Source organism: Chryseobacterium ginsengisoli, assembly GCF_039542325.1.
In the GTDB taxonomy this organism is placed as follows: Bacteria; Bacteroidota; Bacteroidia; order Flavobacteriales; family Weeksellaceae; genus Chryseobacterium; species Chryseobacterium ginsengisoli.
The window spans coordinates 575442-593720 of record NZ_BAABHX010000003.1 but is presented as its reverse complement, the minus strand read 5'-3'; the positions used below and the strand labels follow the sequence as shown (position 1 = coordinate 593720).

The window sequence follows — 18279 nt, the reverse complement described above, 5'->3', positions numbered from 1 at the left end:
TTATTTATTAATGATTGAATTGATAGTGATTACAGATTCATTAACCTGCTGAATAGATTCTAAATATTTTAATTGAATATTGGTCGCAGTCTGCAATGCAAAAAGATATTCCATATAAGAAATCTCTCCTGTTTTATAGCCTAATTGTGCTGCTTTTACAATTTTTTCGGCATTAGGAATTGCCTGATTTACATAATAATCATACCGCTGAACATCCTGTTCATATTGATTAAATACATTTTCCAATTGTACCGAAAGTTGTTTTTTCTGTTGTTTGGCATTCGTTTCTGCGACTTGCTTTTGATATTCTAAAGATTGGATTCTTGCTTTCGTGGCTCCAAAAGTTAATGGAATGGCAACTCCAACCGTTACAGAATTGAATCGGTTTCCTGCATTATAAAACTGTTCCTGTCCGTTTCTTGTGTGAAATCCGATCAACGATTGATTGGTGTAACCCAAACTAAACTCCGGAAGTCCCTGAGATTTTTCAACATTTTTATTCTTTTCTGCGATTTCCATTTCCTGGTAAAAAGATTTCACCGTAGGATTGTTGGCAATTGCTATACTGTCTAAAACGTTTTCTGCTTTTAAAGGCTCATACTTTATATTTAATGGAATTTCAAAATTTTCGGAAGTATTTAAAAGTGTTTTTAAATTTTTATAAGCATTCATTAAATACACTTCATTTTGCTTTAATAGTAAATCTATTTCACCTTTCTGCGTTTCTGCCGTATTAATTTCAATCTTTTTAATATCTCCAGCTTTAAATCTTACCGTTGCAATTCTTATAAAATCCTGATATAAACTGTCGAGGCTTTTTAATTTTAATTGATTGTACTGCAAATATTCAATTTGATAATAATATGTGCGAACCTGCTTCATCAGTTCATTTGCACTAATTTCTTTATCAATTTGTCTGCTTTTAATATTTTCATTAATCAATTCTTTTCTTGCCTTAAATAATGTCGGAAAAGGAATGCTTTGTGAAATCGAAAACGACTGATCGAATTTCGGACTGTTGTATTGTCCCAACTGCGCATCAAAATTCAGTTTTGGAAGTTCATTTGCTGTCCCTTTCAAAGCTTCTGCAGATTGTATGCTTATCTCTTTTGATTGCAAACTTAAATTATTGTTGACCGCCATTTCCATTGCATTTTCAATAGAAAGCTGTTGTGTTTGAGCTCTAAAAGTTGATCCGAAAAATAAAAATCCCAACACTAAAACTGTCGTTACAGGTTTTACTTTAAAATCTTTCCCTGAAATTTTTGAATTAAAAATAATGTACAACATCGGCAAAACGAATAAAGTAAGGAAAGTTGCAGTGATTAAACCTCCGATAACGACTGTTGCCAAAGGTTTCTGCACTCCTGCTCCCGTAGAAATTGCCATCGGTAGAAATCCTAAAGATGCGACTGTTGCTGTCATTAAAACCGGTCTGAATCTGATTTTTGTTCCTTCAAAGACTCTCTTCAAAAGATCTTTTTCTCCTTCTTTTTCCAATTGATTGAAAGTCCCGATCAAAACAATTCCGTTCTGAACGGCAACTCCGAAAAGAGCGATAAAACCAATTCCCGCACTGATACTGAAAGGCATATCCCGAAAAAGCAAAGCAAAAATACCTCCGATTGCACTCATTGGAATGGCTGTAAAAATTAATACTGCCTGTTTAAACGAATGAAAAGTAAAATACAACAACATAAAAATCAACAATAAAGAAACAGGAACAGCAATCATCAAACGTTTGCTTGCAGCCTGCAAATTTTCAAACTGACCTCCGTAAGTAAAATAATAACCGGATGGTAATTTCACCTTCTCCAATTTTATCTGAATATCTTTTACTACGCTTTCTACATCACGATTTTTCACATTAAACCCGATAACAATTCTGCGTTTTCCTTCGTCACGACTTATTTGCGCAGGACCCAATTTATAACTAATATTTGCCACCTGTGAAAGCGGAATCTGCGCTCCCGAATTAGTAGAAATCATTAAATTATTAACATCATCAATATTCGTTCTGTGAAGACTGTCGAGACGGACAACGAGATCAAAACGCCGTTCGTTTTCAAAAACCTGACCTGCACTTTTCCCTGCAAAAGCTGTACTTACAGCATTATTTACATCTTCGATATTCAAACCGTAATTTGCCATACGTATTCTATCATATTCCACATTGATTTGCGGAAGTCCACTTATACGTTCGATTTGTGGAGAAGTTGCCCCATCAACAGACTGAATTATTTTCCCTACTTTATCTGCATAAATGGATAATGAATCTAAATTTTCACCAAAAATTTTCACGGCAACATCTTGACGAATTCCCGTCATTAATTCATTAAAACGCATCTGGATCGGCTGATTTTTTTCAAAAAACACTCCCGGAATTACTTCCAATTTTTCTGTAATTTCATCTGCGAGTTCTTCGTAAGATTTTTTTGTTTTCCATTCATTCTGAGGTTTTAAGACAACAATTAAATCTGAAGCTTCGGGCGGCATCGGATCGGTCGGGACTTCTGCTGAACCTGTTTTTCCGACAACCATTTTTACCTCATCAAAACTTTTAATAATTCTTGAAGCCTGCATCGATGTTTCAATACTCTGACTTAATGAACTTCCTTGTGGCAAAATACAGTGAAATGCATAATCTCCTTCCTGCAACTGAGGAATAAATTCGCCACCCATACTTTTAAAAATGAAAATCGTCATGATAAAAACAACTACCGTCGCTGAAACAATGATATATTTAATTTTAATCGCTTTCCGTAATAAAGGTTGATAAATGCTTTGAAGTTTATTCATCATTTTATCTGAAAAAGTTTCTTTGTGGGATATTTTTTTAGATAAAAACAAAGCGCTCATCATCGGAATATAAGTCAATGATAGAATTAATGCTCCCAAAATCGCGAAACCAACCGTTTTTGCCATCGGGGTAAACATTTTTCCTTCAACTCCGACCAATGTAAGAATCGGAATGTAAACGATAAGGATAATGATTTCTCCAAAAGCTGCGCTGCTTCTGATTTTTGAAGCAGAAAGGAAAACTTCTTCATCCATTTCTGTTTGAGTAAGCATTCGAGTAGACTTTCTTAACCCTAAATGATGAAGCGTGGCTTCAACAATAATAACGGCTCCGTCGACAATTAATCCAAAATCGATCGCTCCAAGACTCATTAAATTGGCGCTAACTCCGAAAACATTCATCATTCCCAACGCAAATAACAGTGAAAGCGGAATTGCGGAAGCTACAATTAATCCTGCACGAAGATTTCCAAGAAAAACAACCAAAACAAAAATGACGATTAAAGCGCCTTCAATTAAGTTTTTTTCTACGGTTTTCATCGCTCGGTCTACCAAATCGGTTCTGTCGAGAAACGGTTCTATGATAATATCATCCGGAAGCGACTTTTGAATCGTTGGAATTTTTGCTTTGATATTATTAACCACTTCATTGCTGTTTGCACCTTTCAGCATCATGACAACTCCACCAACAGCATCTACTTTTCCGTTGTAAGTCATTGCTCCATAACGAACTGCACTTCCCAAACGCACTTCTGCGACATCTTTTACAAAAATCGGAACACTTCCTGTTTCATTTTTTACGGCAATGTTTTTTACGTCATCTAAAGAAGTTACAACACCAATTCCACGAATGAAATAAGCGTTCGGTTTTTTATCAATATAAGCTCCTCCCGTATTTTGGTTATTTTTTTCTAAAGCTGTAAAAATATCCGTAATGCTCACTCCCATTGCTTTCAGACGATTGGGATCGATGGCAACTTCATATTGCTTCAACTGTCCTCCGAAACTGTTGACTTCAGCAACTCCGGGAGTTCCGTTGAGCTGTCTTCGTACAATCCAATCCTGCATTGTACGAAGTTCTTTAGGATCATATTTTTTCTCATTCCCTTTTTTGGGGTGAAGAATATATTGATACACTTCGCCTAAACCCGTACTTACAGGCGCCAATTCAGGAGTTCCGATTCCTTTTGGGATTTCTTCCGAAGCTTCTTTTAATTTTTCATTAATTAACTGACGGGCAAAATATATGTCTACATTTTCTTTAAAAACAACTGTAATCACTGACAATCCGAATCTTGAAATACTTCTGGTTTCTTCGATATCGGGAACATTGGCGATACTTTGTTCGATCGGAAAAGTAACTAATTGTTCGACTTCTTGTCCCGCCAGCGTCGGACAAGCTGTTATAATTTGAACCTGATTATTTGTAATATCAGGAACGGCATCAATCGGTAATTTGGTAGCGCTCCAAACACCCCAAATAATCAAAAGTAAGGTCATTATGCCAATAACGATCTTGTTTTTGATACTGAATTTTATGATTTTATCTAACACAAATTGAGATTTAATTTGTGATTGCCTGTTCTTATTTTTAACGCAAAGTGCGTTAATTTTTTTACAACTAACTGTTTTTAAGTTTACAAAGGCGTTCTACTTAACAAAGATGCAAAGTCAGACAATCATTAATTTTATTGAAATATTTAAATTCTATCATTCAAAAATGACAGATGCAAAAATATCGTGAAGAGCCTTGCAACAACATTGCAAAGTTTCAGATATTAAAAAATCAATAAAATTAAATCTTAGGCGGTTGCCAAATGTTATCGTAAACCTGATAAGCGAAATTGTTCTTATCGAAAAGAATTTTCTTTGAAAAATAGGTCTGAATCTGAGTCGGAACTTCTATTAAAGCATCCAGTTTGAAAGCCGCAACCGTTATCTGGCAACAATTGCAAACACATAGCGGAGAACAGATATCTCCTTTATCTTTTGAATGAGATTCTTCAATACTAAAAGATTGCTGTCTGTAATTTGAACCCGATTGTTTCTGCACATCTTCACAGGGCATCAGCGAAAGTGCCATGAAATAAAATGCAAGTATAAATCTTAAAAGGTTCATATTGACAAAGGTAGAATTTTTTTGGAAATGAAACTTATTAAAAAGTATTTAAATAAATTATATCAAAAAAGAGTAGCCTGTAACAGACTACCCTTAAAAAAACACATCTTCAAATACCTGAAAAAATTCTTAATACAATCTTTGAATAGACAGATATATTATTCTCGTATTATCCGTAGTACTTGCCGTATTCATATTATCCACAGTCGGGAAATAATATACTCTGTACCATTTATCATCCAATGCAAGATCCATTGTTAATACTTCCTGATGGCCGCCTTCTCCACTTCCCGTTACTCTTGGTGTCGACGTTCCCAAAATATCATTATATCCTACTCCGTAATAAATTCCGTTATCTAATTCCATGTAAGCAGAGGGAGCAAGTGTTGCGCCTGAACCTGTGGGTGTACTTGGAGCCAGTATATAATTCCCGGCATTAAATCTATCAACAGTAGTTAAAGCACTAAACCAAAGTTTTACTGGTGATGAAGAAATATTTACCAATCTTGGCCACATGGTAACACTTCCATTTCCTCCGTTTGATGCACCATTAAACCATGCATCGAGTCTAACTTTCCCTCCGATGATAGGAAGATCAGTTACAAAAGCACTCATCCATCCTCCTACATTTGAAGAAAATCCAGCTCTATAAAACACTAAATCTCCTGGTGCAAGTCCATCCCCGGTTCCGATAACTGCATTACATGTTTTTCCTCCAATGTTTAAGGGAAATGTTGTGGAAATAGGACTTGTAACCGTTGGTGTACCTGAAACCGTATAACTTAAAGTTCCCGAACCTGAATTAAAATTTCCGGCTGATAAAGTCGCCGTAAGACCATTTACAGGACCTATTGTCTGTGCTGCATAAATTCCCCCGTTTCCTCCTGTATAAGGTACATTCATTGTTCCGGTGTAGGGAGTTCCTGCAGTATAAGTACTCGGAGAAAGTGTAATTCCGTTACAGGTAATAGTTCCTACAGTTCCGGGAGCGAGTGAGCCGTTGTTAAACGTTCTCCACTCTGTTCCATTCCAAAATACATAGCCATTATAAACAAGACCTCCAGTTCCTAAATTATAAACTAACAGTCCCGTCGCAGGCGAAGGTATTGTAACCTGATCTGTCTGAGAACTTAAGGCGGCTTTCGGACCGAGAAATCCCTTCTTACTTCCGGATGACAATCCATCTACATTGACGTCTAGAATTGCAGATGCATTTGGCAAGTTTGTTCCAATACCTACACTTCCATTTGAAGTTACAACAAAATCATTTGCTTGTTGCGTCGCAGTTGGAATTCCTGTTGTTGCATTATCTTTTGCTCCGTCTACATGAAAAATTCCTCTGGGATTGGAAGTATTAATCCCAACTTGAGAATACATAGACATAAAAGAAATACTGGTAATCAGTAAAATAATTTTCTTCATAAATAATTGTTTTTTTTAGAATTAAATGAAAGCAAGGTTTAAGGGGAATATCTCTTTCAAATCATCATCTGTTTGTTTTAATGTTTTTAGAACTTGTGCCTGTTGATTTTTTCTTTTTATCTGGTTTTTATAATAAATTTTTCTTTATTCTTATTAATATCAATATGTTTCATAATAAAAACTTTAGATCTCTTTGTATTTTTTTCTCTAATTTTGCTGTTTGGATTTCTTCTTATTTTAATATTAAAAAACACAAACACTTTCAAAAGAGAAGGAAATTTTCATTAAATATTTAGGAGTAAAAAGTATTTCGCAAAATTATTTTTGTTGATAAATCAAAGAAAGAGCTGAATAAATGATAATCCTGAAAATGACTTAAACAAATCACATTTCACTAGAATACAAACAGTTAACAAAGTCATTTTATAGAAAATCACTGTTCTTATTCAAAACAAACTGACTCAGACATTAAAAATGAACACAAAACATGAACAAATAGAAAGATTAAAACAAGAGTTGATGGACAGCTATGTAATTCTTATGCTGATTATCTTAGTAATCTATGCTCTCATATTTACATTCTATATTCATGATAAAATAATGCCTTGGTATCTACTTGGCGGATTGGTTTTCATAAGCTACAGCTATTTTCTGATGCGAAAAAGATTTCCGATAAGTACGATTGTACATTTATATTTAATGACAGCTCCTATATACGATTTTTATGTAATGCTGGCTTTTTGGAACAATTCGGTGGCAAGTTTTTGCTGGCTTTTGCCCATTCCCTTGGGAGCTTATATATTCTTTACGAAAAAAGAGGTTTTGGCTTATTCTCTGTATACTTTATCAATTATCGTAATCGGATACATTATTGCAAATAATTTTTCTTTTAATTTTCCAAAACACAGCCAAAAAGAAGTGATGTTTACAGACACCATACTTTTTGCATCGAATATCTTAGTAGTCACTTTATTAATATATTACAAAGACAAAATCAGAAAACAGGAAATACTGTTACAGTTTACAAATAAAGAAACCAATACCCCAAAAGATAAAAAAACTGAATTGGAAAATACATCTGAAGAAACAGAAATTGATGTAGAAAGTATGGAAAAATTGTTCTCAAAAATTGAAAATTCTATGTCTGAAAACATGTTGTTTAAAGATGTTAAATTTAATCTTTCATCATTAAGTGTTGCAGTGGATGTCAATAGTAGTTATTTATCAAAAGCCATCCGATATAAAGGTTATCCTAATTTCAATAGTTATTTAAACACCTACAGAATTAATTATGTAAAAAAATTATTTACTGAAGTTGATTTTCAGAAGACGACCCTGATGTATGTTTATACTGAAGCCGGATTCTCCAATCAATCGACATTCAACAGGGTTTTTAAACAGATCGAAGGAACAACACCTTCCGAATATTTTCAAAGAAACCTGAAAAATACCCGCGAAAACAGTATTTAAAAATATTATCTTTGAATTAAATTATTTTTAATGAAAGTTCTTATTATCAACGGTCCAAATTTAAATCTTTTAGGAACAAGAGAACCGGAAATTTACGGAACTGTTTCCATGGAAGATTATCTTGATGCTTTAAGATCTGAATTTCCGTCTTTTGAATTAGAATATTATCAATCTAATATTGAAGGGGAAATTATTAATCATCTTCAGAAGGATGAATTTGATGCTTTAATTATAAATCCAGGAGCTTTTACGCATTATTCTTATGCCATTGCAGATTGCTTAAAAAATATCAATAAACCCAAAGTTGAAGTTCACATCAGTAATATTTACAAAAGAGAAGAATTCCGTCAAAAGTCTGTAACAGCGGCAAATACAGATGCAGTTTTATCCGGTTTTGGAATGGATGGATATCGATTGGCTGTTTTGAGTTTGAAATAATAAATCTTATGTAAAGATGCTTCGACAGGCTCAGCATGACATTGCTCTAATACTAACCTTTTTATTAGTCTTTATTTTGTAGCGATGTCATGCTGAGGCTCTCGAAGCATCTCAAACACTATAAAAAAACCTCATCAAATTGATGAGGTTTTATATTTTTAGTTTGTCGTTTGCTCCTGTAATTGAGGTCCGGAAGCGATAAGCTTTTTACCTTCTTCCGTATTGCAATACTGATCAAAGTTTTTGATATATTTTGCAGCAAGATCTTTTGCTTTTTCTTCCCACTCAGCAACGTCGTTGTAAGTATTTCTAGGATCTAGAATACCTTCAGAAACATTTGGCAATTCCGTAGGAACTTCCAAATTCATGATTGGAATTCTGGTTTTTGGAGCATTTTCGATAGATCCATCAATGATTGAATCAATAATTGCTCTTGTATCTTTTAAAGAAATTCTCTTTCCTGTACCGTTCCAACCTGTGTTTACCAAGTAAGCTTTTGCACCGTGCTCTTTCATTTTTCCGATCAATGTTTTTGAATACATTGTTGGGTGTAATGTTAAAAACGCTTCACCAAATGCCGGAGAGAAAGACGGTTCAGGCTCAGTGATTCCTCTTTCAGTTCCTGCTAATTTTGATGTATAACCGCAAAGGAAATGATATTGTGCCTGATCTTCATCCAACACAGAAACCGGAGGCAATACTCCGAAAGCATCTGCAGAAAGATAAACTATCTTGCTTGCGTGTCCTGCTTTTGAAGGCAAAACAATTTTATTAATATGATAAATAGGATAAGAAACTCTTGTGTTTTCTGTGATAGATCCATCTGTGTAATCAGAAACCCCGTCGTTTACGACAACGTTTTCAAGAAGCGCGTCTCTCTTGATTGCTCTGAAAATATCCGGTTCTTTTTCTTCAGAAAGGTCGATTACTTTTGCGTAACAACCTCCTTCATAGTTGAAAACTCCATTGTTGTCCCAACCATGTTCGTCGTCACCGATCAAATATCTTTTCGGATCAGCTGATAAAGTTGTTTTTCCTGTTCCTGAAAGTCCAAAGAAAAGAGCAACATCTCCTTCCTCACCTACATTTGCAGAACAGTGCATTGAAGCCATTCCTTTTAATGGAAGGTAATAGTTCATCATTGCGAACATTCCCTTTTTCATTTCTCCACCGTACCAAGTTCCTCCGATGATCTGAAGTTTTTCAGTAAGGTTGAACATCACGAAGTTTTCAGAATTCAATCCTTGTTCTTCCCAGTTCGGGTTTGTCGTTTTAGAACCATTGATTACTGTGAAATCCGGCTCTCCGAAATTTTCTAACTCATAGTGAGAAGGACGGATGAACATATTCGTAACGAAATGCGCCTGCCAAGCAACTTCAACGATAAATCTTACTTTTAATCTTGTATCAGTGTTTGTTCCGCAGAAAGCATCAACAACATAGATTTTTTTAGCATCCGAAAGTTGATTCAATACTAATTCTTTACAAGACTGGAAAATTTCCGAAGTTGTAGGCAAGTTTACTTTACCATCCCAGAAAATCGTTTCTTTAGTAACATCATCCTGAACAATGTATCTATCTTTAGGAGAACGACCTGTGAAAATTCCTGTTTTTACTGATACTGCGCCAGATTCCGTAAGTTCAGCTTTCTCAAAGCCCTGATTTTCAGTAGAAACTTCAGCCTGATACAATTCTTCATACGAAGGATTATAAATTACTTCATAGTTTCCATTAATCCCTAATTTTTCTAAATCCTGGATGATTTTACCGTGTTTCATTTTACTTATATTTTCTATTTCTTTTTTGGGTCTTAACAAAATTAATATTAATTAATTGTTAAACGTGGATAAATATAATGATATAAGTCAGAATGGCAAATAAAAAATAAAGCTTTTAATCGACTGAAAATCAATTAATTATTTCATTCCAATTAAAAATAGTGCGAAAACCTTTTCCCCAAAAATAGTCCTCAAACCCATCAAATTTTGAGCTCATGACAAAATCTCCACCCCAAGCTCCTAAACTTTTCACAAAAACAGGGCAATTTGTGAAATATTTAGCCTTAACTGTCGAAATTTCAAGGAAATTTGATATTTTTTGCTCATGAATTAACATTAGTTGAGAAAATTTTTCCAATTCATTACATACTAAAATATTTCTTGTAAGATCCGAAAATTCATCAACCAGTTTTTGAGACTTCGTTTTTGACTTGTAAAAATTGATTCCTTCACGACTATCCTGCTTCTGATTTAAATGAATAAAAATCAATTCGTTTTTAAAGGAAGGATCGAAATTTACCTTTTCATATTTAATCTCAGGAACACTCTGATAAAGTACGGCAGATTTCTCTTTTGCTACCGCGATATCATAACCACTTCCACCCAAACTTATCTTATTTAAATAGAAAGGATCGATCTCCGACCATTCTGCAAGATTCGTCATTAAAGTAGAACTGCTGCCCAAACCATAATCCGCAGGAAACTGAAGGTTGGTTTTTAAGTGATAAGTAAAATTGTCTTTGAATTTAATTGTAGAAAGTAACTGAACGTTTTTTAAAGTCTTTAAAATGAATTCAGCATTTGAAAGAATATTAGTTTCTAAGATCTGCCAGTTTTTGTAATCGATGACAGCTTTTAACCATAATTTATTTTGATGATAGGCTTCCCAGAAAATCAGGGATCTCTCATCATCTTTTTCTTCAAAAGAAAACTCTTGTCCCAGCTTGGTAGGTACCGCTAAGACAAGAGCTCCGTCCATTGCGAAATATTCTGAAGTAAGCATCAGCTTTCCCGGTGAAAATATCTCGCCCATGATTTCTGTATTAAATTAGATTGCAGAAGCAACGTCTACAGAAGAATCAATTTTCTTGATTAATCCTTGTAACGTTTTTCCAGGACCAACTTCAATAAAGTTATTTGCCCCATCTTTAATCATATTCTGAACTGATTGTGTCCATTTTACAGGACCTGTCAATTGTGCAATTAAGTTTTGTTTGATTTCGTCAGGATTTGTCACTGCTGTTGTCGTGATATTCTGATAAACAGGAATCATTGCATTTCTGAATTTCGTTTTTTCGATCGCAGCAGCTAATCTTTCCTGTGCAGGCTGCATCAATGGAGAGTGAAATGCTCCGTTTACAGGCAATAATAAAGCTCTTTTTGCTCCAGCTTCTTTTAATTTCACGCAAGCTTCTTCAACCGCAGCTGTTTCACCTGAAATTACCAATTGTCCGGGACAATTGTAATTTGCCGGAACTACGATTCCGCCGATTGTCGCACAGATTTCTTCAACTTTAGCATCTTCCAATCCTAAAATTGCAGCCATAGAGCTTGGATTTGCATCACAAGCAGCCTGCATAGCTTTTGCTCTTTCGGAAACCAGTTTCAGACCGTCGTCAAAAGATAAAACTCCGTTGGCAACTAATGCTGAAAACTCTCCCAAAGAATGTCCCGCAACCATTTCGGCTCCAAGACCGTTTACTGCTTTCAGTGCAGCAACCGAGTGTATAAAAATTGAAGGTTGGGTAACCTCCGTTTTTTTAAGGTCTTCATCCGTTCCGTTAAACATAATAGAAAGGATATCGAACCCTAAAATTTCGTTGGCAGATTCCATCAAGTCCTTAATGTCTTTTCTAGAATCATACAATTCTTTTCCCATTCCGATGAACTGAGAACCCTGCCCAGGAAATACAAGTGCTTTCATGTATTAATTTAAAATATTACGCAAATATAAATATAATGTTAACAATATTCTTTAAACTGACTCAAATCATTTATGGAACTAATCTAATTACACGATAACCTGTATTTACATAAGCACCGTTTGCCTTAGATTTTACAAACTCAAATTTTGTAGCTAATTGAGTCTGTACCTTATTCATTTGCTTGAAGATCTCGCCTTTTTTATTCTCTCTGGTCAACATATCATTTACCACATCGAATCCTACGATAGCATATCTTGGAGGAGTTTTACAATATTTATTTTTATAAGCAGCTAAAATTTCTTTTTCGAAACTTCCTTCTGTATTAATTTTTCTGTCCATCAGATAAACAAGATTTGCCTGACTAAGATCATCCACTTTCTTTTCAAAGACAGGAACATAATGCATACTGAATGCTTTCACGCCCTGAACTTCTTTAGACAAAGCAATTACTTTATTGGCAAAAGCTTCACCTGTTGCATCATTGTCACTTGCTAAAATCGCAATTACCGGAGCCGACTGACCTGTCATCATATTCTGGTCAAGCTGAATATCTGCCGGTGAATTTACAATCACAACATTCGGGCTTTTCAAAGTTTTTTCAAGACCTGCCTTGATGTAGTTTGCATTTTCTTTTTTAGCATCTGCAACAATATATATTTTCTGATCAGAGAATGCAGCTTTTACCTCTTCTACAATTTTATCAGCATAGGTATTATCACTAGTTTCAATAATAATCAAATTGCTGTAATTGTACAGTTCCGGAGAGTTTGCAAAAGGTGCAACAATCGGAATTTTCTGATTCTTTGTAAAGTCTAAAACGTCAACAACATTCGACTTAAAGAATGGTCCGATAATCAAATCTGTATTATCTGGATTTATTTGTGTTAATGAATTTCGGAAAGATGCTTCATTTCCTGAATCCACAATTTTAATATCTAATTTTTGTCCGTTTCTGGCATTTCTTTCAATCGCAAGTTTTGCACCTATTAAGAAATCCATTGCCATTGTTCTGTATTGAGTTTCGCCTGTGCTATATCCAAAAGGCAGCATCATAACAACGCTTAATGCATCACCGTTTTTCTTTACATATGCAGGATCAAGTTTTTTAATTTTTAAAACCATTCCCGATTTTAAGCCGTGAGATAAATCCGGATTTAAAGCTATCAATTCATCAATTGTAATTCCGAATTTATTGACAATTGAGAAAACTGTGTCACCTTGCTGAACTGTATAAGTTACATAATCATCTGCAACAACAGTATTTGTATTTGAAGATCTTTCGTTTCCGGAATCTACTTTTGTTTTCGAATTTGTTTTTTCTTCAAAGACATCGGCTCCTGAGTTTGTTCCTCCGGTTGATCTTTTTACTTTAATAGATTCACCAGGTTTTAATCCTTTTTCTTCCAATCCCGGATTTAAAGCAAAAAGCTCATCTTTAGTAATATTGAACTGTTTTGAAATTCGGTAATAATTATCTTTTGGTTGAACAATATATCCGTCTGTTGAAACCGTTGCAACGGGCGTAACCGTATTTTCTACAGGCTTTGTTGCAGGTAAAGTTGTGGCTACAGCTTGCTGCTCATTTCCGCCATATTTTTTGATACTTTCAAGAGGTAGAATAATTTCGTCTCCGATCTTCATGTGAGAATCCAGTTCAGGATTCAGTTTTCTGAGATCAGTTTCTGAAATTCTGTATTGTTTTGTAATTCCGTAAACCGTTTGTTTTGGCTGAAGAATGATCTTCCCAACCTTAGAATTATCTGCAGGTTTTGTAGATACAACAGCTTTCGGTGCTGAAGCAACAGTTTTATCATTTTTTACCGTTAAAATATCTCCAAGTGCTAACTTTCCGTCTTTCACTTTGGGATTCAGTTTCAGCAATTCATCTACAGTCAGTCCGTATTTTTTGGCAACATTATAAGGAGTATCTCCCTTTACAACGGTGTGCGATTTCTGAGCCGACACACCCAAAATCATACATAAACTGGATAGAATAAAAAACCTCTTTATCATTTTCTGTGATTATATTGCAAAAATACTTCTTTAAAATTAAATGGCAACTATTATTAGTTTTGACTCCTCAATTTGCATTTCTTCTAAACAAGTTGCAAGCCATGAATATCCATAATCTGCAAAAAATATGCTAAAATTATAAACCCTTTCCTGCCAATTCCTAGAAGGATTTACATCTAAAAACAGATTTTCCAGTCTTTCCAACAATTCACTTTTTTTTATTTTTTCTGCGTGAAGAAGACGTTTTTTCATTCTTTTGAATGATTTTATCTGCCTTGTTTCTTCCGCTTTTACCATATTCCCAAAAGATTTTTCTGTAGTTTCGGCGATTGTTTTTAATTCAGAGAACTGATTTAATAAAAGATTTTCTTTGTCTTCAAGCAATTTCAGAATTTCATTATTATCTAAAACCTTCGCATTGGTAATTGTAGTAAAGTTTTGGAAAAAGTCTTCAATCTTCAGATCCAGTTTTTCAATTTTACCGATCGTTTTTTCCTTTAAAAACAGCATTGAATTTCTTGGAATCAAAACCGGAAAAGGAATATTGATTTTTGTGAAATAATCCTTCAGTTCCAGCCAATACATAATTTCGGCATTTCCGCCGATATAAGCCAAATTCGGCAAAACTGACTCCTGATAAACCGGACGCATCAAAGCATTCGGGCTGAATTTTTCAGGATAATGTTCCAATTCATTTACAATTTCTTCTTCCGTGAACTGAATATTTTTATCAACAATAATGTATTTCTGACCGTCAAAATCAATTCTGTCCCTGGTTTCAGATAAATAGAAAAGATTAATTTCGCGCGGATTTACCTGAACTTTTCCGTATTTTTTCGTTAGAAAATCTACTTTTTCTTTTGAATTTTTGATTAAACTAAAATTAAGAAGTTCATCCTTAAAAGTTTCTTTAATCTGACTTTTTAATTCCTTAGAATCACCATCAATAATTAACAATCCAAATTCTGAAAACAATCTATTAACTAAAATCTGAATAGCTTCCGTTAAAGTATTTCCTACTTTGTAAGCTTCTTTTAACATTAAAATCAATTCAGTTCCGAAAACAAAATCTTTAAATTCTTTCTCGAATTCCGAAATGAAAAATGTATCGCTGATTTTGATTCTTCCAACCGCTCCACCTGATTTTTCATTGATTTCGTAATAATTATTTTCCGTTTTAAAATGGTTGATTTCAGCAAAATCATGATCTTCAGAAGCCATCCAATACAGCGGAACAAAATTGAAATCCGGGAAGTTTTCTTTTAAATAAGTACAGGTTTTAATGGTCTGTAAAATTTTATACACAAAAAAAACAGGTCCGGAAAAAAGATTCAACTGATGACCGGTTGTGATTGTAAATGTATTTGGAAGTCTTAAATTTTCTAAATTTTCATTTTGTTTCGACGAAAGTTTAAGACCTGAAAGTTGTCTTTCCAAAGTACTCGATAAAACATTTCTTTGACTTGAAGTGAAAGAATTTTGTTTAAGGTGAATTTGTTTTTTAAAATTATCGAAAGAAAATGTGCTTTCCTCGAAACCCTCAATTTTGTGATTCAGAAAATCCTTTATCAACTGAGGAATGCTTTCTATATCCTGAAATGATATTTTATTTATAGTTTTCAACTTTGATTAAATTTTAGTTGAACAAATACCACACAATCCCAAGATTTAACCTAAAATCGTAAATCGGATAACCTGGAAATGCATAAGCTTTGTTGTGTGAAAGAAAAGTTCCGACCTGTTGCCCTTCAATAAAAAAGAACATTCTTTTAACTTTCATATTAAAATAAACATCGGCGATCGGCTGTCCTCCAATTGAATATGAATTGGAATTTGGCAAAATATATTCGTTAAGAATCGGAAAATATTCCCTAGATGCAAATTTCGAGAAATAATACACCTTGATTCCTGCCTGAATTTCTGCTGCTTTTTTAAATGCTTTTGACTGATAGAAAAAGTTTGCACGACCTATGAAACTTGGCATTGGCAATAGATCTTTATTCGTTAAAGCATTCTGAAACTGCAATCTTGTATTTAAATGAAAACTTCCGTAGCTAAAAGTTGCATCACCTCCAATCTGAGAAATATTCAACGAACTTGCACTTTGTTGGGGCATTGCCGCCATATCGAAATATGTGTAATTATCAATTCTATAATAGTTGGCAAATAATTCTGTCTTGAACCACTTCAAGCCAATGCTTCCACCAATTTCGGTGACAGCTTGGTTTTGAGCATTCTGAAGATAATAATTGTAATTATTATAAATCGAAGTATTCAATAAATAATTAAATGATGGGTAAGCGCTTTGGAAATTCACTTTAGCATTAACAAAATAATCTTTTATTGGTTCAAATTTTAAATTATTCGTTGTTTTCATGTAAGTTCCAAACTGAGTTCCGTTTGAAAACTCCAGAAATGAATTTAACTGAATTTTATCAAAAAGTTTAATCTGTAAATTTCCAACGGCTCCGATTCGACTTTCTTTAATTTCTGTCGGAATTTCCAGAAGCGGCAAAGTAATTTCACTTCCTCCGAAATTCAGCATCTGGTAACGAAGTCCTGCGTCTAATTTGAACTTTTCATTATCCCAAACCAAACTCACCGTATTACTGAAATTATCTGAATATTTTTTTGAAGTAAGAGGGCCATTTGTGACAAGCTGCTGTGGAGCATCGTACCAATAAGCTTCCGCTGAACCTTGAGTATAATAATATTTATTTCCCTGATGAGAAATCGTATGTCTGATCTTGAAAGGAATTTTCTCCGAATTGAAAGGTGCAAACTGATGCGTCAAATAATATCTTCTGTAAGAAAACTGTGAACTTGAAGAAGATAAATTCACCTGCATATTTTGTCTGTTTCTAGAATTGCTGTCACCATTTTGAAAAAGACTATCAACTGCAATTCCTCCATTTTCCTGATTGTTTACGTTTTGGTGTAAATAATGTGCGAACAATTCATAGTTTCCACTTTTTGAAACATAATGTCCGGAAAATAATGTATTGTTATTTGAAGCCAGGGAATTTCTATACATCCCCTGAGAACGCAATCCGCTGTATTCTAAAGCAAAATTAAATCTCTTTCCTATATTTTGAGTATAAGAAGATCTCAAAGCCGCTCCGTTTTTCATTGCATTATGATAAATAAAAGTTGCGGTCGGGGTTTTAACATCATAATAATGAATGTCATCAACTCCTAAGATTCCATAAGATTTGTTTGTAGGCAACAAAGCCAAATTTTGTTCAGAATTTACTTCATAAGACAAGGGATTAAAACCTGCTCCAATATTAGCAAACTGAGATTTACCAAAATTATCTTTGTTATTATATTGAGAGAAAATATAGGTTTTATCAAAAGTCATCACCGTATCAAACACTTTTTTTTCTGAAAATTGCTTCTGATACAGATAGTCATTAATAGTTGGTTTAAATATTTTTAAGGAATCCTTTTTCCCCGAATCAATTACCAAAGTATCCTCTCCCTTTTTCGGAAGCTGGTTTGAGTCTGTTTTGTTTACAACCTGAGCTTGGGCTGTGAGACTGAGGAAGAGTATGATAAGAAATATGTATTTCATTATAAAATTTTGAACTACAAAAATACATATGTTTTTTTAATAACTAGTGCTGATTTATAAACTCAACAAGCTTTATCATATCCGCTTCTCTGCTAATATTAATTTTATTTGTCTTGAAGAAAATTTCAAGTTCTTTTTTATCTATTGAAAAAAAATCTGCTGCATCGCCTACATTTTTAGGAAATTTTGAGAGTTGACTAGTTGATGAGACTAAATACAAATCTTTTTCTTTAGCATAATAATCATTGGCATCTTTTGTGTAAGCATTAGTACTTTTTTCACCATTCAGTAATTCTACTCTTTCTCTTTTATAAAGAGAAAATTTTGGATCTTCAACTAAAACCACCAAATATCCTAATTTAGACTTTCCATCATAAGAATAATTAAAACATTTGTAGGTTTTATTTAATGTCGGAAATTGTATTTTAAGATTATTCTCTTTGTTTGCATAAAACAATTCTTCACCATTTTTAAATTCCATTTCATCTTCGTAGGCGTTGTATCGAAGATCTTGGACGTTTTTACTGTAGTCTTTGATTATTACTTTAGAAAAGCTATTTCCGTTTATATATGGAGTTCCGTCAATTGTGTATTCTTTTGTGGTAGGTCTATTCGCTCTCATAAAAAAATTCCCAGAAGAATATGAAATATTTTCGTTTCCAACCTGCCCATTAGTTATTGACATTGATAGACCAAATAAAATTAAAAATGCTCTTTTCATTCTAATTCTTTAAACAAAAG

General features: G+C 33.8%; 12 protein-coding genes. 2 read left to right on the top strand and 10 right to left on the bottom strand.

Features of this window, described 5'->3' with window-relative positions:
* From ABD940_RS11920 to ABD940_RS11910, 3 genes are all read right to left on the bottom strand, one after another.
* On the bottom strand, positions 1-4353 hold the full coding sequence (locus ABD940_RS11920) for a CusA/CzcA family heavy metal efflux RND transporter (protein ID WP_345204031.1): 4353 nt from the start codon (positions 4351-4353) through the stop codon (positions 1-3).
* A gap of 241 nt (positions 4354-4594) precedes the next feature.
* Positions 4595-4918, bottom strand: coding sequence for a DUF6660 family protein (locus tag ABD940_RS11915; RefSeq protein WP_345204028.1), 324 nt, complete (start codon positions 4916-4918; stop codon positions 4595-4597).
* Positions 4919-5047: 129 nt separating this feature from the next.
* Complete coding sequence (locus ABD940_RS11910; protein ID WP_345204024.1) at positions 5048-6340, bottom strand: hypothetical protein; 1293 nt, start codon at positions 6338-6340, stop codon at positions 5048-5050.
* Between the two features lie 474 nt (positions 6341-6814).
* On the opposite strand from ABD940_RS11910, the gene ABD940_RS11905 reads away from it, so the two are divergent.
* Together ABD940_RS11905 and ABD940_RS11900 are read left to right on the top strand one after the other, a co-directional pair.
* Positions 6815-7810 carry a helix-turn-helix domain-containing protein gene (locus tag ABD940_RS11905; RefSeq protein WP_345204022.1) on the top strand — a complete coding sequence of 332 codons (996 nt, stop codon included), beginning with the start codon at positions 6815-6817 and terminating at the stop codon, positions 7808-7810.
* 30 nt (positions 7811-7840) lie between these two features.
* Positions 7841-8248, top strand: a complete 408-nt coding sequence (locus tag ABD940_RS11900) for a type II 3-dehydroquinate dehydratase (RefSeq protein WP_345204021.1) — start codon at positions 7841-7843, stop codon at positions 8246-8248.
* A 158-nt stretch (positions 8249-8406) separates the two neighbouring features.
* Here the strand turns inward: ABD940_RS11900 and pckA are convergent, their stop codons facing one another.
* The 7 genes from pckA to ABD940_RS11865 all read right to left on the bottom strand — a co-directional run bounded on the left by pckA (position 8407) and on the right by ABD940_RS11865 (position 18259).
* Positions 8407-10026 carry a phosphoenolpyruvate carboxykinase (ATP) gene (gene pckA, locus ABD940_RS11895; protein ID WP_345204019.1) on the bottom strand — a complete coding sequence of 540 codons (1620 nt, stop codon included), beginning with the start codon at positions 10024-10026 and terminating at the stop codon, positions 8407-8409.
* Between the two features lie 130 nt (positions 10027-10156).
* Positions 10157-11059 (bottom strand): GYDIA family GHMP kinase, encoded by a 903-nt coding sequence (locus ABD940_RS11890; protein WP_345204016.1) that lies wholly within the window; start codon positions 11057-11059, stop codon positions 10157-10159.
* Positions 11060-11074: 15 nt separating this feature from the next.
* Complete coding sequence (fabD, locus tag ABD940_RS11885; protein ID WP_345204013.1) at positions 11075-11950, bottom strand: ACP S-malonyltransferase; 876 nt, start codon at positions 11948-11950, stop codon at positions 11075-11077.
* A 70-nt stretch (positions 11951-12020) separates the two neighbouring features.
* Positions 12021-13964 carry a LysM peptidoglycan-binding domain-containing protein gene (locus ABD940_RS11880; protein ID WP_345204010.1) on the bottom strand — a complete coding sequence of 648 codons (1944 nt, stop codon included), beginning with the start codon at positions 13962-13964 and terminating at the stop codon, positions 12021-12023.
* 36 nt (positions 13965-14000) lie between these two features.
* Positions 14001-15587, bottom strand: a complete 1587-nt coding sequence (gene bshC / locus ABD940_RS11875; protein WP_345204007.1) for a bacillithiol biosynthesis cysteine-adding enzyme BshC — start codon at positions 15585-15587, stop codon at positions 14001-14003.
* A gap of 13 nt (positions 15588-15600) precedes the next feature.
* Positions 15601-17538 (bottom strand): putative porin, encoded by a 1938-nt coding sequence (locus ABD940_RS11870; RefSeq protein WP_345204005.1) that lies wholly within the window; start codon positions 17536-17538, stop codon positions 15601-15603.
* A gap of 43 nt (positions 17539-17581) precedes the next feature.
* Positions 17582-18259 (bottom strand): hypothetical protein, encoded by a 678-nt coding sequence (locus tag ABD940_RS11865; RefSeq protein ID WP_345204002.1) that lies wholly within the window; start codon positions 18257-18259, stop codon positions 17582-17584.
* Positions 18260-18279: the final 20 nt, after the last annotated feature.